This window comes from Cobetia sp. BL01 (assembly GCF_056493605.1).
In genome coordinates this window covers 223,880-243,734 of the sequence record NZ_JBVBEE010000004.1, presented here as the reverse complement: position 1 = coordinate 243,734, position 19,855 = coordinate 223,880, and the positions used below count along the sequence as shown (strand labels likewise).

The 19,855-nt window shown below is 64.2% G+C and carries 16 protein-coding genes; 7 read left to right on the top strand and 9 right to left on the bottom strand.

The features are described from left to right. Positions 1 to 48: 48 nt before the first annotated feature. Entirely contained in the window at positions 49 to 1,329 is a 1,281-nt protein-coding gene (locus tag ACZYGA_RS09795) for an NAD(P)-binding domain-containing protein (RefSeq protein WP_479399044.1), read from the bottom strand. Positions 1,330 to 1,646: 317 nt separating this feature from the next. On the opposite strand from ACZYGA_RS09795, the gene ACZYGA_RS09790 reads away from it, so the two are divergent. The 3 genes from ACZYGA_RS09790 to ACZYGA_RS09780 all read left to right on the top strand — a co-directional run bounded on the left by ACZYGA_RS09790 (position 1,647) and on the right by ACZYGA_RS09780 (position 4,487). Then, positions 1,647 to 2,537, top strand: a complete 891-nt coding sequence (locus tag ACZYGA_RS09790) for a pseudouridine synthase (RefSeq protein ID WP_479399042.1) — start codon at positions 1,647 to 1,649, stop codon at positions 2,535 to 2,537. Positions 2,538 to 2,679: 142 nt separating this feature from the next. Further along, a complete protein-coding gene (locus ACZYGA_RS09785) occupies positions 2,680 to 3,873 on the top strand; it encodes a DUF3500 domain-containing protein (RefSeq protein ID WP_479399041.1) in 1,194 nt (397 codons plus the stop codon). Continuing rightward, entirely contained in the window at positions 3,870 to 4,487 is a 618-nt protein-coding gene (locus ACZYGA_RS09780; protein WP_479399039.1) for a hypothetical protein, read from the top strand. Before ACZYGA_RS09785 ends, ACZYGA_RS09780 begins: the two co-directional genes overlap by 4 nt. 173 nt (positions 4,488 to 4,660) lie before the next feature. Here ACZYGA_RS09780 and guaA read toward each other — a convergent pair whose 3' ends face one another. From guaA to ACZYGA_RS09755, 5 genes are all read right to left on the bottom strand, one after another. Next, positions 4,661 to 6,235: a glutamine-hydrolyzing GMP synthase gene (gene guaA / locus ACZYGA_RS09775; protein WP_077379004.1), complete on the bottom strand. Its 1,575-nt coding sequence runs from the start codon at positions 6,233 to 6,235 to the stop codon at positions 4,661 to 4,663. Between the two features lie 165 nt (positions 6,236 to 6,400). Next, the gene (gene guaB / locus ACZYGA_RS09770; protein WP_077379374.1) at positions 6,401 to 7,870 is read right to left on the bottom strand and encodes an IMP dehydrogenase; all 1,470 of its coding nucleotides are present in this window, start codon (positions 7,868 to 7,870) and stop codon (positions 6,401 to 6,403) included. A gap of 253 nt (positions 7,871 to 8,123) precedes the next feature. Then, positions 8,124 to 9,155 (bottom strand): ABC transporter substrate-binding protein, encoded by a 1,032-nt coding sequence (locus ACZYGA_RS09765; protein ID WP_479399038.1) that lies wholly within the window; start codon positions 9,153 to 9,155, stop codon positions 8,124 to 8,126. Between the two features lie 59 nt (positions 9,156 to 9,214). Then, positions 9,215 to 10,603: a sensor histidine kinase gene (locus tag ACZYGA_RS09760; RefSeq protein WP_479399036.1), complete on the bottom strand. Its 1,389-nt coding sequence runs from the start codon at positions 10,601 to 10,603 to the stop codon at positions 9,215 to 9,217. Further along, on the bottom strand, positions 10,600 to 11,271 hold the full coding sequence (locus tag ACZYGA_RS09755; RefSeq protein WP_077378999.1) for a response regulator: 672 nt from the start codon (positions 11,269 to 11,271) through the stop codon (positions 10,600 to 10,602). Before ACZYGA_RS09755 ends, ACZYGA_RS09760 begins: the two co-directional genes overlap by 4 nt. A gap of 179 nt (positions 11,272 to 11,450) precedes the next feature. Between ACZYGA_RS09755 and ACZYGA_RS09750 the strand changes: the two genes are divergently transcribed. Genes ACZYGA_RS09750 through xseA form a run of 4 tightly spaced genes read left to right on the top strand, consistent with a single transcriptional unit; the run spans position 11,451 to position 15,957 of the window. Then, entirely contained in the window at positions 11,451 to 12,476 is a 1,026-nt protein-coding gene (locus ACZYGA_RS09750) for a Bug family tripartite tricarboxylate transporter substrate binding protein (protein WP_255304463.1), read from the top strand. Further along, complete coding sequence (locus ACZYGA_RS09745; RefSeq protein WP_084209370.1) at positions 12,473 to 12,913, top strand: tripartite tricarboxylate transporter TctB family protein; 441 nt, start codon at positions 12,473 to 12,475, stop codon at positions 12,911 to 12,913. Before ACZYGA_RS09750 ends, ACZYGA_RS09745 begins: the two co-directional genes overlap by 4 nt. Positions 12,914 to 12,931: 18 nt before the next feature. Continuing rightward, positions 12,932 to 14,626 carry a tripartite tricarboxylate transporter permease gene (locus ACZYGA_RS09740; protein ID WP_479399035.1) on the top strand — a complete coding sequence of 565 codons (1,695 nt, stop codon included), beginning with the start codon at positions 12,932 to 12,934 and terminating at the stop codon, positions 14,624 to 14,626. Next, positions 14,587 to 15,957 (top strand): exodeoxyribonuclease VII large subunit, encoded by a 1,371-nt coding sequence (gene xseA / locus ACZYGA_RS09735; protein ID WP_479399033.1) that lies wholly within the window; start codon positions 14,587 to 14,589, stop codon positions 15,955 to 15,957. The genes ACZYGA_RS09740 and xseA overlap by 40 nt, the downstream gene beginning before the upstream one ends. Positions 15,958 to 16,249: 292 nt before the next feature. Here xseA and glrR read toward each other — a convergent pair whose 3' ends face one another. The 3 genes from glrR to ACZYGA_RS09720 all read right to left on the bottom strand — a co-directional run bounded on the left by glrR (position 16,250) and on the right by ACZYGA_RS09720 (position 19,846). Next, positions 16,250 to 17,617 carry a two-component system response regulator GlrR gene (glrR, locus tag ACZYGA_RS09730; RefSeq protein ID WP_127736341.1) on the bottom strand — a complete coding sequence of 456 codons (1,368 nt, stop codon included), beginning with the start codon at positions 17,615 to 17,617 and terminating at the stop codon, positions 16,250 to 16,252. Between the two features lie 121 nt (positions 17,618 to 17,738). After that, complete coding sequence (locus ACZYGA_RS09725) at positions 17,739 to 18,305, bottom strand: hypothetical protein (protein ID WP_077378987.1); 567 nt, start codon at positions 18,303 to 18,305, stop codon at positions 17,739 to 17,741. A 44-nt stretch (positions 18,306 to 18,349) separates the two neighbouring features. Next, on the bottom strand, positions 18,350 to 19,846 hold the full coding sequence (locus ACZYGA_RS09720) for a sensor histidine kinase (protein ID WP_077378985.1): 1,497 nt from the start codon (positions 19,844 to 19,846) through the stop codon (positions 18,350 to 18,352). Positions 19,847 to 19,855: the final 9 nt, after the last annotated feature.

Genomic DNA, 19,855 nt, shown 5'->3' with positions numbered 1-19,855 from the left:
CCCGGCGATGCCGGGAGGGCTTTTTTCATTGTCAGTCCTTACCTGCTCTTACCCACAGCTTGGCTCACACTGGCGTGATGCCTGATTGGCAGCGCTGCGGGTGGCGCCACACACCGGGGCGGGGGTGACGGCGTCGGGGTCCAGCAGTGCGGCGACGACGGATTTCACCTGGCGGTAGCCGGTGCGCATCAGGAAGGTGGGTGCGCGACCGTAGCTCTTGATGCCGAGGATATAGAGGCCGGGTTCCGCGTGGGTCAGTTCGGCGGCGCCGTGTTCCGGCACGGAGCCACAGCTGTGCTGGTTGGGGTCGATCAGCGGTGCAAGGCGCGCCGGGCTCTGGGTGGCGGGGTCGAGCGAGACACGCAGCTCCGAGAGCAGCGCGAGATCCGGGCGGAAGCCGGTGGCGGCGATGATGCGGTCCACCGCCGGCAGGCGCTGGCCACCGCTTTCCACCACGAGGCGAGCACCCTGCTCTTCCTGTGGATGAATCGCCTCGATGGCGAGATTGGTCACCACCTCGAATCTGCCGTCTTCCAGCCATTGCTGGATACGCACTTCCAGTGCCCGGCGCTCCTGCAGCTCATCGTCCTTCGGTGAGCGGATGACGTTGTCCAGCGTGGCGGAGCGCACGCCCCACAGGATGCGCGTGTCCGGATTCTGCTCGGCCAGGCTGACCAGATCCTGCAGCGCGTTGAAGGCCGAATGCCCGCCCCCGACCACCAGCACCGTCTTGCCGGCATAGTCTTCCCGCGCCTTGCCGGTGATATCCGGCACGCCGTAGGCGATCCGCTCTGCCGCCGCGAGTTCCCCCAGTGCAGGAATGCCATGCGCCCCGATGCCATTGGGGCACTGGAAGGTACCGGAGGCATCGATCACCGCCCGTGCCAGCACGTCGCGCTCGCCATCCGGCCCCGAGACACGCAGCACGATGGGTGCCTCTTCTCGCCCATTGGAGCGCAGCACATCATGCTGCAGGCGACTGACATGCGTGACCCGCGTCGCGGTATGCAGGCGGGAGGCAATCTCCGGCAACGCGGCCAGCGGCTGGAGGTAGTCGGCGAGCAGCTCCGCGCCGGTGGGGAAGGCATCCGCTCGTGGCGCCTGCCAGCCGGTGGACGTGAGCCATTCGGCTGCCACGGGGTCCACGTTGTAGGACCACGGCGAGAACATGCGCACATGCCCCCAGCGAGTCAGATGCTCCCCGACCTGCTCGCCTGATTCGAAGATGATGGGCTCCAGGCCCGCTGCCAGCAGATTGACCGCAGCGCTCAGCCCTATCGGGCCTGCCCCGATGATGGCAATCGGCAGGTGGCTGTTGGCATCTTGCATCGCGTCTTCGCTCCAGTGGTGGGGGGTGGGGATGAAAGCCTCGTCATGCGTGGCTTTCAGCGTAAGACGACAAGGCTTATTTGGCTATTTTCTTCTAAAGATAACCCGCATATCCACAGCCACACACCGCCACTCACAGGCCGCGCTGGTCGCCTCGGCAAGCCTCTCGCACGCATCGCTCCACTCCCGCGCCAACCTCTCGCAAGGCCATCTGCCCCGACAGCCATGCGTCGCTCGGTTACACTGGGCCATCGCCATGAGGGTGAGGCTTGCTCGCCCCACACTCGCCCTTTCTTCTCGCCACCGTGATGCCTTCCATGTCCATTTCCGCCCGCCCCTCCAAGCTGAGCCTGCCGCAGATCAACCCCGGCGTGGCGACGGTACTGGAATATCTGCTGCAGAAGTTTCCGGCCATCGATGAGGCCACCTGGCGCGAGCGCATGGCCACCGGCAAGGTGCATCGCGAGGATGGCGCATTGATCACCCCGCAGACGCCCTACCAGCCACATCTGCGCGTCTTCTATTACCGTGAGGTGGCGCGCGAGCCGAGCATCCCCTTCGCGGAGCGGATTCTCCATCAGGACGAGCACATCCTGGTGGCCTACAAGCCGCATTTTCTGCCGGTGACGCCCGGCGGCCTGTACGTGAACGAGTGCCTGCAGCAGCGCCTGCGCGACAGTACCGGAATAGAGGCGCTGCAGGCGGTGCATCGCCTGGACAGGGCCACCGCCGGGCTGGTGCTGTGCTCACTGAATCCCGAATCGCGTCACCGCTATCATGAGCTGTTCAAGTCGCGGAATATCCACAAGACCTATCGGGCCATTGCCGAGACACACAGCGATGAGTCCCTGGTGGGCCAGCAGTGGGAGGTGAAGAACCGCCTTGAACAGGCCGAGCAACGCTTCCGCTTTCAGGTCTCCGAAGGCGAGCCCAACAGCCACTCGTTGATCCGCTGTGTCGCGCAACGCGGTAGTCAGGCGCTGTTCGAGCTGCACCCCATCACCGGGCGTCGCCATCAACTGCGGGTGCACATGCAGTCACTGGGCTGGCCGATCCTGAATGACCGCTACTACCCCGAGCTGCAACCGCTCTCGCCGGATGACTACGCGCGCCCCTTGCAGCTGCTCTCCAAGGGATTTGAGTTCATTGATCCCGTCAGCGGCGAGGAAAGGTGCTTCGAATACGGCGGTGATCTGACGCTGGCGTGAGGCGCGAGATAGCCAGTGGTTGTCGTCGCCAGCCGACGCGCAGCCCACGGCATGTGCACAAAGAATTCATCTGGCGAAGGCTTCCTGCTCGACGTCAGGCGGGCTAAGGTTTTCTTCCTGTCCCCGGAAAATAGGCCCATCGATGTCCCGACGTCTCGCAGTGACCGGAGGAGCCGCGCTGGCCGCGCTCCTGTCCTTCCCCGTCCTTGCACAACAAGGGCACGACGGGCCGCCGCCCGATCACGATGGCCCGCCGCCGATGTCAGCGGAAGACCAGGCCTTGAGCGAGGCGCTGCGCGCGCGCATGGGCGACACCAGCACCCTGATGCAGAGCGTGCCCATCCCCGAGAGCGCCGCCGAGTGCGGCGACACGCCAGGTTATGAGCGCATGCTGTGCCTGATCGGTCTGCTAAAGGCCGATATCTCCGACGATGCCATCATGCAGAACCTGCAGCATGACTACTCCCTCGCAGAAGCCGAGAACTGGAGCAACCTGCCCGCTGGCGCCTTCCCGAAACGCCCCGGCGTGCTGTTGGGCGAGCTGAACATCAAGCAGCGCGGCCTCGTCAAGGCGATCATGCTGGAAGCCACCGGCCACGCGCCGGATGAAGGCTTCGACGAGATGATTCAGACGCTCAACGCCGATGACTACATCAACACCGTCAGCACCGACTACAAGGCCGGTTACTCCTCCTACAACACCAAGTTCGCCTTCCTCGGCACGCCGGGTGAGAGCGGCACCTGGGAGCTGTACTACGGCGGCCACCACATGGCCTTCGCCAATACCTACACCGATGGCAAGCTGGCCGGTGCCACGCCCTCCTTCCGTGGCGTGGAACCCTTCCCGTATTTCGAGATGAACGGGCGCGTGAACGAGCCGCTGACCCAGGAACGCGATGCCTTCGCCACCCTGCTCAGCTCGCTCTCCGAGGATCAAAAGGCCGAAGCGACACTGGAAGGCACCTACCGTGACATCCTCGCTGGCCCCCAGGCCGACGATGCCATCCCCGATAGCTATGAAGGCATTCCCGTCTCCGAGCTGGATGACGACCAGCAAGCGCTGCTGCTGACGGCCATCGAGACCTACGTGGACGACATCTCCGCGCCGGAGGCCAAGGCCTACATGGCGAAGTACACCGCAGAACTTCCGGATACCTACCTCGGCTTCTCCGGCACGCCGCAGGTCAGCGCCGAGAACGATTACGTGCGTATTCACGGTCCCTCGCTGTGGATCGAATTCTCGTTGCAGTCGAACAAGTCCACCGACAAGGTCGGCAACCATCCACACTCGGTATGGCGGGATCGCACCGACGACTACGGCGGCCAGACCGAATGAGCCGGCGCGCTTCCTGGCGCACCGCCCTGCTCGCCCTTGCCGTGATCTCCCTCGGCAATGCGGCCAGCGGGGCGGGAGGCGGCCTCATCGAGACGGCTCACGCCCACGCTCTGCCCGGCAGCGTGCTGACATTCGAGCAGCAACCGAAGGACACGCTGCACCTCACGCTCCAATTCCCGCGTGAAGACCTGCTGATCGCCGCGCCGGAACTGGCAGCCCTTGGTGAGCAGACACCAGGCCAGCCCCTGCCGCAGCCACTGGTGGATCAACTCGGCGACTACCTCAGCCACCACCTCGCGCTCTCCGAGGATGGCGACAGCCTGCCGATGACGCTGAACGGGGCGCATCTCGCATCCACCTATCAACCACAACTCGGCGACTACGTGCTGGTCATCACCGAATGGAACGTGAAGACCGACAAGCCCGAACCGGACTCACTGCTGCTGAAATACGACGCCGTGATGCACGAAGTCCGCAATCACCGCGCCGATGTCTACTGGCAGACGCCTGACGGCGCCACCCGCCCGCTGGCCGGCTTCGGCTTCTTCCACTCCGCCCACGGCGTACGACTCGATCTACACAAGGCGAGGCAGACGCCAGCCAGGCAGGAGTGAGCCGAGCTGGAGTAAACAAGGCAGTAAGCGTTTCCTGAATCGCGTCCACAAAAAAGCCCTTCCGGCCAATGGCCAGAAGGGCTTTTTGCTTGCTGCGTTCTCGTATCGACCAGTTCGAGAGACCGTCTCGACAGAACGCTGCGTCAGCTCAGCGAGGGGGGATCGTCAGGCGATCATTCCCACTCGATGGTGGCCGGCGGCTTGCTGCTGACGTCATAGGTGACGCGCGAGACGTGCTCCAGCTCGTTGATGATGCGGTTGGAGACCTTCTCCAGCAGCTCATACGGCAGGTGCGCCCAGCGGGCCGTCATGAAGTCGACGGTCTCGACGGCACGGATACCGATGACCCACTCGTAACGACGGCCATCGCCGACGACACCGACGGACTTGACCGGCAGGAAGACGGCGAACGCCTGGCTGGTCTTGTGGTACCAGTCGAAGTTGTGCAGTTCTTCGATGAAGATGGCGTCGGCTTCACGCAGGATGTCCGCATATTCCTTCTTCACTTCACCAAGGATACGCACGCCCAGACCCGGCCCCGGGAAGGGGTGACGGTAGACCATGTCGTAGGGCAGGCCGAGTTCGAGGCCGACCTTGCGGACTTCGTCCTTGAACAGTTCGCGCAGCGGCTCGACCAGTTCCATCTTCATGTCGTCCGGCAGGCCGCCGACATTGTGGTGGGACTTGATGACGTGAGACTTGCCGGTCTTGCTGGCAGCGGATTCGATCACGTCCGGGTAGATGGTGCCCTGGGCGAGGAAGTCGACGTCCTTGAGCTTGGCGGCTTCGGCATCGAACACTTCGATGAAGGTGTTGCCGATGGCCTTGCGCTTGGCTTCCGGGTCACTGACACCCTTGAGCTTGCCGAGGAAGAGGTCTTCGGCGTCCACACGGATGACCTTGACGCCCATGTGGCGAGAGAAGGTTTCCATGACCTGGTCGCCTTCGTTCTTGCGCAGCAGGCCGTTGTCGACGAAGACGCAAGTCAGCTGGTCACCGATGGCCTTGTGCAGCAGCGCCGCGACCACGGAGGAGTCGACGCCACCGGAGAGGCCGAGCAGCACCTTGCGGTCACCGACCTGGGCGCGAACGCGATCGGTCAGGTCTTCGATGATCTTGGCCGGGGTCCACAGGCGCTCGGACTGGCAGATCTCGATCACGAAGTGCTCGAGGATGCGCTGGCCTTGCAGGGTGTGGGTGACTTCCGGGTGGAACTGCACGCCGTAGAACTGCTTCTCTTCCCACGCCATGGCGGCGATCGGGCAGCTCGGGGTGGAGGCGGTGACGGTGAAGGTCTCCGGGACCTTCGCGACCTTGTCACCGTGGCTCATCCAGACGTCGAGCAGCGGGCGGCCTTCGTCGTCCAGGTGGTCCTTGATGTCCTTGAACAGCGCGGACTCACCATCGACACGAATCTGGGCATAGCCGAATTCGCGCACGTTGGAGCCTTCGACCTTGCCGCCGAGCTGCTCGGCCATGGTCTGCATGCCGTAGCAGATGCCGAACACCGGCAGACCCATCTCGAACACGCACTGCGGTGCACGCGGCGAGTCCAGCTCGGTCACGGATTCCGGGCCACCGGCCAGGATGATGCCGTTGGGGTTGTACTCGCGGATCTCTTCCTCGGTGATGTCAAAGGCACGCACCTCGGAGAACACGCCCAGCTCACGCACGCGACGTGCGATCAGCTGAGTGTACTGGGAGCCGAAATCGAGGATCAGGATCTTGTGGGAATGGATGTCTTGCATCTTCAGTCTCTCATTGGGGAGTCATGTGACCCGCTTCGGAGCTGCGAGGGAGCGCGGGGTCGACACAATCTGGCGCCGAGAATAGCCGAGACCAGAAGTTTCTTCGACCTAAGCAAAGCGGGAACCCGTGTAGGGCTCCCGCTTTGCATCGCGCTTCGCTATGTCTCAGTCGCGCCGATAGTTGGGCGCTTCCTTGGTGATCTGCACGTCGTGGACGTGGGATTCGGCGAAGCCGGCACCGGTGATCTGCACGAATTGCGGCTTGGTGCGCATTTCTTCGATGGTCTGGCTGCCGGTGTAGCCCATGGAGGCACGCAGGCCGCCCATCAGCTGGTGCACGATGGCGCTCATCATGCCCTTGTAGGGCACGCGGCCTTCGATGCCTTCCGGTACCAGCTTCTCGACGCCGGCGTTCTTGTCCTGGAAGTAACGATCGCTGGAACCCTGGGTCTGGGACATGGCGCCCATGGAACCCATGCCGCGATACGCCTTGTAGGTACGGCCCTGGAACAGCTCGACTTCACCCGGCGCTTCCTCGGTACCGGCGAGCAGGCCGCCGATCATGACGATGCTGGCGCCTGCGGCGATGGCTTTGGCGATGTCACCGGAGAAGCGGATACCGCCATCGGCGATGACCGGCACGTCATACTTGGCCATGGCGGCCGCGACGTTGGCGACGGCGCTCATCTGCGGCACGCCGACACCGGCGACAATGCGCGTGGTGCAGATGGAACCCGGGCCGATGCCGACCTTGACGCCGTCCGCGCCGGCTTCTGCCAGGGCGATGGCGGCTTCGGCGGTCGCGATGTTGCCACCGATGACCTGAATCTTCGGATGATGCTCCTTCACCCAGGCGACGCGGTCGATCACGCCCTTGGAGTGACCGTGAGCGGTGTCGACGACAATGACGTCAACGCCGGCTTCGGCGAGAGCCGCGACGCGGTCCGGGGTTTCCGGGCCGGTGCCGACGGCGGCGCCGACCAGCAAGCTGCCGTTGCTGTCCTTCGCCGCGTTCGGGTAGGTCTTGACCTTCTCGATGTCGCGAACGGTGACGAGACCGCGCAGGCGGAATTCGTCATCGACGATCGGCATCTTCTCGATGCGGCTTTCCTGCAGCTTGGCCTTGATCTGTTCCAGCGGCGTGCCTTCCAGCACGGTGACCAGCTTGTCGCGGCCGGTCATGATGCCGGCGACGGTATCGCTGAAGTCAGGCTGGAAGCGCATGTCGCGACCGGTCACGATGCCGACCAGGTATTCACCCTCGACCACCGGGAAGCCGGAGTAGCCATGCTCCTCGGACATCGCCAGCAGATCCTGGATCTTGGCCTTCGGGCTGACAGTGACCGGGTCACGCACGATGACGCTCTCGTGCTTCTTGACCTTGCGGACTTCCGCGGCCTGCTGGGCAATGCTCATGCTCTTGTGGATGATGCCGACACCACCTTCCTGCGCCATGGCGATGGCCAGGCGTGCTTCGGTGACGGTATCCATCGCAGAGGAGATGAGCGGGATATTGACGCTGATGTCGCGTGTGAGACGTGATCTCAGGCTGACGTCCTTGGGGAGGACCTCGGAGTAGCCGGGGACGAGAAGAACGTCATCAAACGTCAGAGCTTCTTGCGCTATACGTAGCATGTCGAACGCCCAGTAGCAGTTTATGAGGGATGCGCGAAAGCCGCAGTGCAGGGCCCGATGGACGGGCGCCATGACTACGGTTCTAGCGGTTGCTGCGAGGTAATCACCCATGATAACCCATTCGCCCCATTCGAGACAAACGTCGCAGGCTATCAATCTCGCGATTTCGTACCCCCCTGACATTAACCATCTGGTCAACTAGAGCCCCGTACGACGTGGCCTGCGGCGGGATGCGCCGGCGGATGCGCTGGCGTCAGGGGGTCGGCGTACCGCCGGAGTAGGCATCGAACCAGCGGTCGAGAAAATCGTGACGACGCGCCGTGTCCAGCATGCTCAGAATCGAGGCGTCCAGAGGCTGCGGGTAGAGCCGCTGGCCGACCTGATCCCACAGCGACTGGGCGGTGTAGGGGCCGGTGATATCCGTGCGGATGCTGTAGAGCGGTGTCTCGCCCGCCAGCACATGCTGCCCTTGCCGTCCGATGAGGAAATCCATGAAGGTTCGCGCAGCCTCCGGATGCGGAGCATCGCGGTGGATGAAGGCGGTGCGCATGGAGATCAGCGCATAGTCAGTGGGCATCTGCACGATGACCTCAGGGTGGGACTGTGCCCAGCGGATGGCGTAGGACCCCAGCAGGTTGTACCCCAGCCAGTAGCGGCCATCGCTCAGGCCTTCCAGCATGCGCTGCGTGCTGGTCTCGAGAGTGGTGTCGACCTGTCCGAGCGCCGCGACCAGTTTCCAGAAGCGTCCTGAATAGTAGGAATCCTGAAGATGGAGCGCGTATCCCAGTGCGCTCTTCGAGGGCGAATAGGCCACGACTCGCCCCGTCAGTGTCTCGGCATGCTCCGTCAGCAGGTTCAGTACGTCGGCATGCGAGGATGGCGGCATCATTCTGGTCGCGAGATCCAGCCGGTAGGCCATCACGATGGGCTCGAAGGTGAAGGCGAAGATTTCATCGCGCCACTTGGCCCACTCGGGCCATTGCCTTGCAGCCTCGCTGTCCAGTCGCTGGGCCAGTCCTTGATTGACCAGCGCCACCTGCCAGGGCATCGCCGAGCTGATGATGATATCGGCCCCCGCGTCGTCCTGAACGGCCAGTGCATTGAGCGTCATCGTCGTGCGATCGTGATAGACGATCTCGATGGCGGGATACTGGCGCGAGAAGGCCGCCAGCAAGGGCGCCGTGACCTGGCGATCCATTGCCGCTTCAATGACCAGGCGGTCCTGTGCCGCCATGACTGGCCTGGCAACCAGGAGGATGGCGAGACCTGCCCACAGGGCCAGCACCAGGCAACTCGTGACTCGACGGGCCCCTGGGGTGGCGCGCAGCCTGCCAGACATGAGGTTCATGACGGCCACCTCGGAAAGCGGATGCGAATGCACAGCCCTCCCACATCGCGATTGGTGACCTGCAAGTCAGCCTGATGGCGCAGGGCAATCGTCTCGACGATCGCCAGTCCAAGTCCCGAACCGTCGGTGTCCTGACGCCCTGCGCGCTCGAAGGGCTGACAGAGTCGTTCCAGCATCTCCTTCGGCACACCGGGGCCGTTGTCCTCGATGCTGAGCAGCACGCTATCGTCATGGGCGGCAAGGCGCAGGGTGATCTCGCTGCCGGGTGGGGTATAGCGCAACGCATTCTCGATCAGATTGCCGATCAGTTCGCGCAGCGCCCACGACTCGCCAATCACGCAGACCGGCTGTGCAGGCAGTTCGGCCAGCCCCAGGTCATGCTGGCGCGCGAGATCGTGATCGACCCACTCCAGCACCACGCCGCGAAGCAGTTCACCGAGATCCAGCGCGTCCTGCTCAGTGGGCAATGCCAGGTGACGCAGCCGCGTCAGGTTCAACAACTGCCCCGCCAAGCGACTGGTACGTGCAGCGCTGGCGTGGATATCCCCGAGCGCTGCGCGCCATTCGTCAGGTGATGAGCTCGTCAGCGCGAACTCCGCCAGATTCTGCACTCCCGCCAGCGGCGTGCGCAGCTGGTGGCTGGCATCGGCGGTAAAACGCAGCAACGCATCGCGGGATTCTCCCTGACGGTGGAAAAGCTGCTCCAGCGTCTCGACCAGCTCGCGCATCTCTTCCGGCATGGTGCCCTCCAGCGGCGTGGCATCCTGCGGCTGACGCCGACGCAACTGATGCCGCAGACGCTTGAGCGGTGTCAGCGCCAACCTCAGCGTGATCAGGATCATCACCACCGCCAGCACCCCCATGATGAGCATGCGGCCCGTGGCCCGAATCATCAGCTCGCGCGCCAGCTGCCGGCGCCCTTCGGTGGTATGTCCGACCCAGAGCTGCACACGAAATTGCCGCTCCCAGCCTGCGGAACGCACGCTGCGCGCGTGCAGCCGCCACGTGACGCCCTGATAACGGATGTCCTGCCAGACATCCCTTTCTCCAGCCTCGCGCAGCATCTGCGGGGTTAGCGGGATCTCGAGGTTGCTGGCCAGTACTTGCCCCTGATCATCCAGCAGGCGGTAGAAGACACGTTCCTGATGTCGTGTGGAGAGAATCTTGAGGGCAGCCGGCGGCATCATGATGCGCGGCTTGTCATCCTGCCACTGGATGGCTTCTGACATGGCCAGCAGCGCATCCTCGAGCTGATTGTCGAAGGCGCGCTGGGCCGAGCGCTGACTGGTGACCCAGGCATCGATCAACACGAGCCCGCCGACGATGAGCATCATGCTCAGCATCCACCCCAGCAGGCGATTGCGCAGCTTGCCGTGGATGATCATCCGGCGTCTGTCATCTCGAGACGATAGCCCAGCCCACGCAGGGTACGGATCTGTATCTCACTGCCTGCCAGGCGCTTGCGCAGCCGACTGATGTAGACCTCCAACGCATTCGAGCCCACCTCGCCATAGCCGAATACCTTGCCTTCGATCACCTCCCGCGACACCACCTTGCCGGCGTGCAGCATCAGGCTTTCCAGCAGCAGACGCTCCCGTGGTGGCAGATCCAGCGTCGCGCCCACCAGCGTGAAAGTGCCGCTGCGGGTCGACATGGCAAGCGGACCGAAGCGAAGCGTGTTGTCACTGCGCCCCTGACTGCGCCGCAGCAAGGCCCGCACACGGGCTTCCATCTCCACCAGCGAGAACGGCTTGGCCAGGTAATCATCGGCCCCAAGATCCAGTCCACGCACCCGGTCGTCCACCCCATCCCGCGCCGTGATGATCAGCACCGGCGTCAGGTCATTGCGCTGACGCAACTCCGACAGCAGGTCCATGCCCTGCCCATCCGGCAGGCCGAGATCAAGCAGGATCAGATCAAAGCCGCCCTGGCGCGCCGCGTCCCGTGCAGGTGCCAGAGTATCGAAGACATCGATGGCATAGCCCAGCGTCGACAGACTGCGCTGCAGGGTGCGGGAAATGAGGGGATCATCCTCGACGACGAGCAGGCGCATGCATCCAAAGTCTCAGTAAGGGGAAGGGAAAGTGACAGGTTGATGAAAGGTCGCGCTCCTACCATGCCGGTATCGCAACTACCGCTGCGATATACCGATCAGACAGCGCCACCCTGTCGCCATGAACATAAAGCAAAAGGCGCTGTGAAGACAAAAACAACAGCCATCAGGAGCACACCATGCGCCAGTCCCGACGCCTGCCCTCTTCCCTTCGCGACATCACGCCGTTGCGCCTCGCCGCCGCCATGGCAGCGCCGCTCGCGCTGGCCGCGGCAAGCCTGGTCGCCATGCCCGCCGCCGCGGCCGACAAGAGCGAATGCATCGCCCCGGCCAAGCCCGGCGGTGGCTACGACCTCACCTGCCGCCTGGCCGCCAACGGCCTGCTGGAAACCGGCATCATCGACTCGCCGATGATGGTCACCTACATGCCGGGCGGTATCGGCGCGGTCGCCTACAACCACGTCATCGGGGTACGCAGTGATGACCCCAATCTGGTCGTGGCCGCCAGCACCGGTGCCGCCGTCAATCTCGCGCTGGGCAAGTTCGGCAAGTTCAGCGCCGATGACGTCCGCTGGGTTGGCGCACTGGGGGTCGACTATGGCGCGGTGGTCGTCAATGCAGACGCCCCGTGGCAGACCCTCGATGAACTGATGCAGGACCTCAAGGCACATCCCAGCGAGATTCCCTTCGGCGCCGGCGGCACCATCGGCAGCCAGGACTGGATGAAGGCCGCGCTGATCGCCAAGTCCATCGATGTCTCGCCGCGCAAGCTGCGTTACGTGTCCTTCGAGGGCGGTGGTGAAGCCCTGGCGGCACTGCTGGGCAATCACATCAAGGTCTATACCGGTGATCTGTCCGAGCTCAAGTCCCAGCTTTCCAGCGGCAAGATTCGCGTACTGGCCGCGCTGTCCGAAGAACGCATGGACGGCGCCTTCGCCGAGATTCCCACGGCTGCCGAACAGGGCTATGACGTGACCTGGCCGATCTGGCGTGGTTACTACATGGGCAAGGACGTCAGCGATGCCGACTACGACGCCTGGGTCGAACGCCTCAAGCAGTTGAGCGAAAAACCGGAATTCGCCGAGATCCGTGAAGCGCGCGGTCTGTTCCCGATCCAGAAGTTCGGCGCGGATTTTGACGATTACGTGAAAGGCCAGGTCGCCGACTTCAAGACCCTCGCCAAGGAAGTGGGACTGACAAAATGAGACTCGCCGCCGATCGCATCCTGGGCTTCGCCCTGATGGGACTGGCGGCGTTCATCGTCGCCCAGTCCCTGAATATCGAAGTGCCCTTCGCCTACGACCCGGTAGGCCCCAAGGCCTTTCCCATCGGCCTCTCGATCCTGATGGCCATCTTCTCGCTGGTGCTGATCCTGCGCCCCGGCCCGGAAGGTGACTGGCCATCCGCCAGCGTGATGCTGCAACTGGGGCTGGTGATGGTGATCCTGATCGCCTTCGCCTTCTTCTTCGTGCGCCTCGGCTACCCCATCACGGCCGTCGCCGCCATCACCGCCATCGCCCGCCTGTTCGGTGCCCGCTGGCGCGCTGCCTGCGTGACCGGGGTGCTGATGGCCGGCGCAAGCTACGTGCTGTTCACCGCCGTACTGGAAATCTCGCTGCCGACCGGGCTGTGGTTTTCCTGATTCCGAGAGGGCTTTCTCATGTTTGATTTCATCCTCCAGGGCTTTGGCGTCGCACTGACGCCACTCAACCTTGGCCTGGCCTTCAGTGGCGCACTGCTGGGCACCTTGTTCGGTGCCTTGCCGGGCATCGGCCCCATCAACGGCATCGCCATTCTGATGCCGCTGGCCTATACCCTCGGCCTGCCGGCGGAATCGGCACTGATTCTGCTCGCAGGCATCTATACCGGTGCCGAATACGGCGGCCGGATGTCGAGCATTCTGCTCAACGTGCCGGGGGATGCCGGCGCCGTGATGACCACCCTCGACGGCTATCCACTGGCCAAGCAGGGCCTGGCGGGACCGGCACTGGGCATCTCGGCGATCAGCTCCTTCGTCGGTGCCAGCATCGCGATCCTGGGTCTGACCCTGTTCGCCCCGCTGCTGGCCAAGGTGGCCGTGCAGTTCGGTCCGGCGGAACTGTTCACCATGATGGTATTCGCCTTCGCGTCCATGTCGGTGATGATGGGCAAGGACCCGGTCAAGACGGCGCTGGGCGCCATTCTCGGCGTGCTGATCGGCACCGTCGGCGTCGATTCCGGCACCGGTATCCAGCGCTTCACCTTCGATATCCCCGACCTCTACGACGGCATCGACTTCGTGGTGCTGATCATCGGCATGTTCGCGATCAGTGAAATCCTGCTGATGCTGGAAAGCCGCCTGCAGCATGGCAAGACCGGCGCCCTGCCTGTCATCGGCCGCGTCTTCGTGACGATGAAGGAAATTCTCTACTGCAAGGGCGCGATGCTGCGCTCCGGCCTGCTCGGCTTTTTGATCGGGGTGTTGCCGGGCACCGGTGCCTCGGTGGCGGGTGCCGTCTCCTACACCACCGAAAAGCGCGTCAGCGACAAGCACAACACCTTCGGTACCGGCGACATGCGCGGCCTGGCCGCGCCGGAAGCCGCCAACAACGCATCCGCGGCGGGTTCCTTCGTGCCGATGCTGACTCTGGGCATCCCGGGTTCCGGCACCACCGCCGTGCTGCTGGGCGCCCTGATGCTCTACAACATCACGCCCGGCCCGATGATGTTCAGCGAGCATCCCAAGGTCGCGGGCGGCCTGATCGCTTCACTCTATATCGGCAACATCGTGCTGTTGCTGCTCAACCTGCCGCTGGCCGGCTTCTTCGCTCGCGTGCTGACCATCCCGCGCTGGGCACTGGTGCCGGGCATCGTCATCCTGTCCTTCGTCGGGGTCTATCAGCTGCATTCCGACATGGGAGCCATCTATCTGATGCTGGGCATCGGCGTGCTGGGCTACCTGCTGCGCAAGCTGAATTTCTCGCTGGCCACCATCGTGCTGGGCTTCGTGCTCGGCGGGCTGATGGAAGAGAACCTGCGTCGCGCCCTGGCCATCAGCGGCGGGGACAGCAGCATCCTGTGGCAATCCGGCATCTCACAGGGCCTGTGGCTGGCCTCACTGGTGCTGCTGCTCGGGCCGTTCCTGCTCGACTCGGCAAGCGCAAGACTCAGGCAGCCTGATCCAGACCCTCTCTGTGGCAATCCCCAAGCCCCCGCTCTCCTTCAGGAGTGCGGGGGCTTTTTGGTGGCAGAGCCATCGCCTGTGGCATCATGTCCACCTCACTCGGCCAAGCTTCCGCCCCGCGCCCTCACTCGCTCCCATACAAGGAATGTCGCGTGTTCGAAACCTCGTCTGCCGCCAACGCCATCAGCGTGACCCAGCTCAACCGCGAGGCCAAGGGCCTGCTGGAGCGAGGCCTGGGGGAGCTCTGGATCGAGGGGGAAATCTCGGGGTTCTCGCAGCCACGCTCCGGCCACTGCTACTTCACGCTCAAGGATGACAACGCCCAGGTGCGCTGTGCGCTGTTCAAGAGCCGTGCCCAGTTTCTGCGCGAGAAGCCCAAGGATGGTGACCGGGTGCGAGTGCGCGCCAAGGTGTCACTGTTCGAGGCGCGCGGCGACTATCAGTTGATCGTCGAGGCATTGCAGCAGGCGGGGCTGGGGGAGTGGCTGGCGCGACTGGCGCGCCTCAAGGAGCAACTGGCGGCCGAGGGCGTGTTCGCCAATCAGCGCGCCCTGCCCCATCCGCCGCGCCATCTGGGCGTGATCACTTCCGCCACCGGCGCGGCGCTGCAGGACGTGATCGCGGTGACGCGCAAGCGCTGGCCCCAGGCGCATCTGAGCGTGTTGCCGGTCGCCGTGCAGGGGCCGCAGGCGGTGCCACAGCTGATTCGCGCGGTGGCGATGGCCAATCGCGACAGCGACTGTGATGCGCTGCTGATCACGCGTGGCGGCGGCAGCCTGGAAGACCTGTGGGCCTTCAATGACCAGCATCTGGCGCGCGCGATCTTCCACTCGCGCCTGCCGGTGGTGGCGGCCATCGGCCATGAGACTGACACCACACTGGCGGAACTGGCCGCCGACCTGCGCGCGCCCACGCCATCCGCCGCCGCCGAGGCGCTGTATCCGGATCAACGTGCCCAGGTGCAGCAGCTGGCTGCCCTCACGCAGCGCCTGTGGCGTGCTCAGCGCGGACGGCTCGATCAGGCGGCACAGCGACTGGATCACGCCCGCTCGCGCCTGCGCCATCCGGCGCGCGAGCTGCAGGCCCAGCGCCAGCAAGCCCGTGAACTGGAGCGCCGCCTGCACGCCGCAGTGCGCATGCGCATGACCAGTGAGCAGCAGAAGGCCGACCAGCTGACCCGCCGCCTGCAGCAGGCCAGCCCCGCACGTGACATCCAGCGCCATCGCCAGCAGCTGGCGATGCTGACACCACGCGTCGACAATGCCCTGCCGCGCCGGCTGGCAGCGGATCGTGAGCGACTGGAGGGCGCGATGCGCGCACTGAACGCGGTCAGCCCGCTCAACGTGCTCAACCGCGGCTATGCCATCGTCGAGCGCGTCGGCGGCAGCCAGACGCCGGCAGCGGACGACAGCAAGGTGATCCGCGCCGCCCATCAGACCCAGCCCGGCGAGATGCTCTCGATCCGCCTCGGCGAGGGCCGTCTGGCCGTCGAGGTCAAGCGCCGCTACAAGCCCAGGCCCTGAGTACCTGATCGGCACTGATGCGCCGCCAGACCGAAAAAAGCCCCGCTACCGGAACCGGTAACGGGGCTTTTTCATGGGCGGCTCACGTCAGATACACCGGACCGCTCTTGATCACTCGCCTTGCGCACCACTCACACTGACACGCGTGAACGGCTACGCAGGTCTTGACCCTGGTCTTTCGCGTGACTTCGGGCACGCTGGATCGCTTTTGACCTTACGCCTTTCGCGCAGCTTCGGGCGCGCTGGATCGCTTTTGACCTTACGCCTTTCGCGCAGCTTCGGGCGCGCTGGATCAAAAGTCAGGCGGTCCCTGCTCGGCGCCCGGCTTGAAGGCGCCCGGCTCCAGATCATGACGTCCCAGCAGCTTGTAGAAGTCGGTGCGGTTGCGCCCGGCGATCCGCGCGGCCTGGGTCACGTTGCCTTCGGTGATCTTGAGCACCTTGATCAGATAGCTGCGCTCGAAACCGGCACGCGCCTCGGAGAAGGACGGCAAGGCGTTCTCTTCCGCGGCCAGCGCCTGGGAGACCAGCGCTTCCGGAATCATCGAGGAGCTGGTGAGCGCGACACACTGCTCGACCACGTTGACCAGCTGACGCACGTTGCCCGGCCAGGCACTGGAGGCCAGCAGATTGAGCGCTTCCGGCGAGAAGCCCTTCACGAACGGCTTGTGGCGGGCAGCCGCCTGGCTGATCAGGTACTTGGCCAGCAGCGGCACATCCTCGGCACGCTCGCGCAGGGCGGGCAGCTTCAGATTGACCACGTTGAGGCGGTAGTAGAGATCTTCGCGGAAGTCGCCGTCATGCATCGCCTTGTCGAGGTTGCGGTGCGTGGCGGAGATGATGCGCACATCGATGGGCACCGACGTCGTGGAGCCCAGCGGGCGGATCTGACGCTCCTGCAGCGCACGCAGCAGCTTGACCTGCAACGCCAGCGGCATGTCGCCGATCTCATCGAGGAACAGGGTACCGCCATCCGCCGCCTGGAACAGGCCCTGGTGCGCGCTGACCGCACCGGTGAAGGAGCCCTTGGCGTGACCGAACAGCTCGCTTTCCAGCAGTTGCTCCGGCAGCGCGCCGCAGTTGATGGCGACGAAGGGACGCGAGGCACGCGGGCTGGCGTTGTGGATGGCCTTGGCCATCAGCTCCTTGCCGGAGCCGGACGGGCCGGTGACCAGCACGCTGACATCGGAAGCCGCGACCATGCGTGCCTGCTCGAGAATCTGCTCCATCTGCGGGGAACGCGTGATGATGCCGGCACGCCAGGCATCGTCACCCTCCTTTACGGGCGGTGCCTGGGCCAGCGCCTCGTCGATGGCCGCGAACAGCTCATCCTTGTCGACGGGCTTGGTCAGGAAGCTGAACACACCCTGACGAGTGGCACTGACGGCATCCGGGATCGAGCCATGCGCCGTGAGCAGGATGACCGGCATGCCCGGCTGACGCTTCTGCAGCTCGCCGAACAGCGCCATGCCATCCATCTCATCCATGCGCAGGTCAGACAGCACCAGGTCAGGACGCGCCGCCTCCAGACGGCTGAGCGCCTCACGGCCGCTACTGGCGGTGGTGACCTTGAAGCCACGGCTTTCGAGACGCATGCCGAGCAGCTTGAGCAGACTTGCATCGTCATCCACGAGCAGAATATGCGCTTGAGCGTATTTCACACTAACTCTCCTTGCGGGCCTGTCGCTCGGAAATCCCTCCGACGTCAGTCCCGCACAGTCTTGCGTCATGCAGCCGGTTGGGCCAATGACAGTTCGTGGCCAGACACGCCCGGCATCGGATTCAGGGCGTGGTCTGACGGCGAGAATTGATGGCTTCCTCGATGGCGGTCAGCGCCTCGAGCTTCTTGCTGAGCTGGGCGTTCTCGGCACTCAGCTTGCGGCGGACGCCTTCGCTCTTGTCGCGATCCGCGATCAGGCCGCGACGCTCCTCCAGCCCGTTGAGCCACTGGCGCAGCAGCGGCTGCAGACGACTCGGCGCGGTGGGCAGGTCCGCCTTGTAGAGGTCAGAGGCCAGTTCCCAATCGGACTCGTCTCCCCAGCTGAGCACGATGGCACGCGCCAGACGACGGTCATGGCGGTTGCCTTCCAGCTGCATCAGGGTGCTGTCGCGCCACTGATCGTTGCCGCGTTGAGCCTGCAGCGCAAAGGCGACCCACTCATCCAGCAGGCAGTTTCCTTCCTTGAAATCGGGCAGATCGCCCGCCCCATGACAGCTGTCCTGAACGCTGGGAGTATCGGCGACGTGTTCGTTGCCCGGCAAGGTGATATTCGACAGGGCGCCACAGGCACTGAGCAAGCTGACCAGCATGCCGGTGGTGATTCCCGTCAACAGTCGTTGACCCTTCATCACTTCTCTTCCTTGCGTGTCTGATGGCACTCTCGGGTGCCATTTCATGTGGTATGGGGTGCACTGTCACCACCCAGCAGGACCTGCTCACCTTCCTGACCAGAGGAGGGTGAGCGGCTGGGGGTCGGCAAGGTCAGGCGGAAACAGACGTCGGCCTTGGCGTCCTCCACCAGCGCCAGTTGACCAAACTGGGCGCGAGCACTGTCAGCGGCCACCGAAAGACCGATACCGGAGCCCTTGAGCGGCCCCTTGCGCTTCACCGCGCCCTGATAGAAGGGCTGGAACAGGTGATCGCGGTCCTTCGGGGCGATCGGTTCGCCGCTGTTGGCGACCTCGATCACCAGCTGGCGACGCTCCTTGCGCGCCCTCAGCCATAGATCGCCGCCATCTTCCCCATAGGCGATGGCGTTGGAGATCAGGTTGTCGAGAATCCGGCCGGTACGCGGACGATCCGCCTCCCAGCTGAGGCTGGCGGGTGGCAGGTGCACGCGCATGCCCTTCTTCTCCAGTGCCAGGCGGTGCTTTGACAGCACTTCCTTGAAGACTTCGTGCACATCGAAGCGGCTACGTTCGAGCCCCTGATTGTGTTGCAGCAGATTGTAGTCCAGGAGCTGCTCGATCAGCTTCTGCAATTCCTTGCTGGAGTCATCCAGCAGGCCAAGAATTTCCATCTGATGCGGGCTGAGCGGACCGGCGACCTCATCGATCAACAGCCCGGTGCCTTCACGGATGCTGGCCAGCGGTGTCTTGAGCTCATGCGACATGTGACGCAGGAACTGCTGCTTCTGCTCTTCCAGCTCATCCAGGCGTGCCGCCAGCCAGTCGAGACGCTCACCCAGCTGGACCAGCTCGGCGGGCCCCTTGATGAGCGGACCCTCTCGGTCGGTGCCGCTGCCGAGACCATTGATGCGCCGCTCCAGCTGACGGATGGGACGAATGATCAGCCAGGTGAAGAACAGCATCAGCAACAGGCTGATGGAGACGAGCGCGGCCGTCTGCCACCACAGTTGAGTCTTCACCTGGGAGGCGCGCGCACGAATGCCCTCGATGCGGGCATCGACGAGTTCACGGGTGGAGTTCAGAAGGCCGCTGGCCTGGATGGAGAAGGGACCGAAGTCCTCGAGATGACTGCTGACCTGCGCCACGCTCATCTCGGGCATGCGCTCGAGTTGCGACAGTGAGCCCTTGAGTTCGCTGACGCGCGGGTCTCCCTCGCCCAGCAGGCGCGCCTGCTCGTCCAGCAGCTCGCGGAAGGCACTGGCCTTGTCAGCGTAGATCTTCATCAGATCCGGATTTTCCAGCACCGCGTACTGGCGTGCGCTGCGCTCCATCTCGACGGCGAGATTGGTCAGGGTGCGGGCTCGGCGAGTCTGGTCAACCGCCTGGCGAGCGCTGACATCGGCCAGCTCCGAGAGCTCGGAGAGTGCCTGACCCGCCTGGAACATCAGCACTGCAATCGGCAGCATCACCACCATGAATGCCATCAATACCAATTGAAGCAGAGAGCGGGGGCGCCAGTGCCGTGTCACCTTGGAGGCCATTGAAAGAAC

What these genes read in the sequence shown, in the direction of transcription:
- ACZYGA_RS09795 (WP_479399044.1), bottom strand. Translation starts at nt 1,329, where the DNA reads ATGCAAGATGCCAACAGCCACCTGCCGATTGCCATCATCGGGGCAGGC.
- ACZYGA_RS09790 (WP_479399042.1), top strand. Translation starts at nt 1,647, where the DNA reads ATGTCCATTTCCGCCCGCCCCTCCAAGCTGAGCCTGCCGCAGATCAAC.
- ACZYGA_RS09785 (WP_479399041.1), top strand. Translation starts at nt 2,680, where the DNA reads ATGTCCCGACGTCTCGCAGTGACCGGAGGAGCCGCGCTGGCCGCGCTC.
- ACZYGA_RS09780 (WP_479399039.1), top strand. Translation starts at nt 3,870, where the DNA reads ATGAGCCGGCGCGCTTCCTGGCGCACCGCCCTGCTCGCCCTTGCCGTG.
- guaA (WP_077379004.1), bottom strand. Translation starts at nt 6,235, where the DNA reads ATGCAAGACATCCATTCCCACAAGATCCTGATCCTCGATTTCGGCTCC.
- guaB (WP_077379374.1), bottom strand. Translation starts at nt 7,870, where the DNA reads ATGCTACGTATAGCGCAAGAAGCTCTGACGTTTGATGACGTTCTTCTC.
- ACZYGA_RS09760 (WP_479399036.1), bottom strand. Translation starts at nt 10,603, where the DNA reads ATGATCATCCACGGCAAGCTGCGCAATCGCCTGCTGGGGTGGATGCTG.
- ACZYGA_RS09755 (WP_077378999.1), bottom strand. Translation starts at nt 11,271, where the DNA reads ATGCGCCTGCTCGTCGTCGAGGATGATCCCCTCATTTCCCGCACCCTG.
- ACZYGA_RS09750 (WP_255304463.1), top strand. Translation starts at nt 11,451, where the DNA reads ATGCGCCAGTCCCGACGCCTGCCCTCTTCCCTTCGCGACATCACGCCG.
- ACZYGA_RS09745 (WP_084209370.1), top strand. Translation starts at nt 12,473, where the DNA reads ATGAGACTCGCCGCCGATCGCATCCTGGGCTTCGCCCTGATGGGACTG.
- ACZYGA_RS09740 (WP_479399035.1), top strand. Translation starts at nt 12,932, where the DNA reads ATGTTTGATTTCATCCTCCAGGGCTTTGGCGTCGCACTGACGCCACTC.
- ACZYGA_RS09725 (WP_077378987.1), bottom strand. Translation starts at nt 18,305, where the DNA reads ATGAAGGGTCAACGACTGTTGACGGGAATCACCACCGGCATGCTGGTC.
- ACZYGA_RS09720 (WP_077378985.1), bottom strand. Translation starts at nt 19,846, where the DNA reads ATGGCCTCCAAGGTGACACGGCACTGGCGCCCCCGCTCTCTGCTTCAA.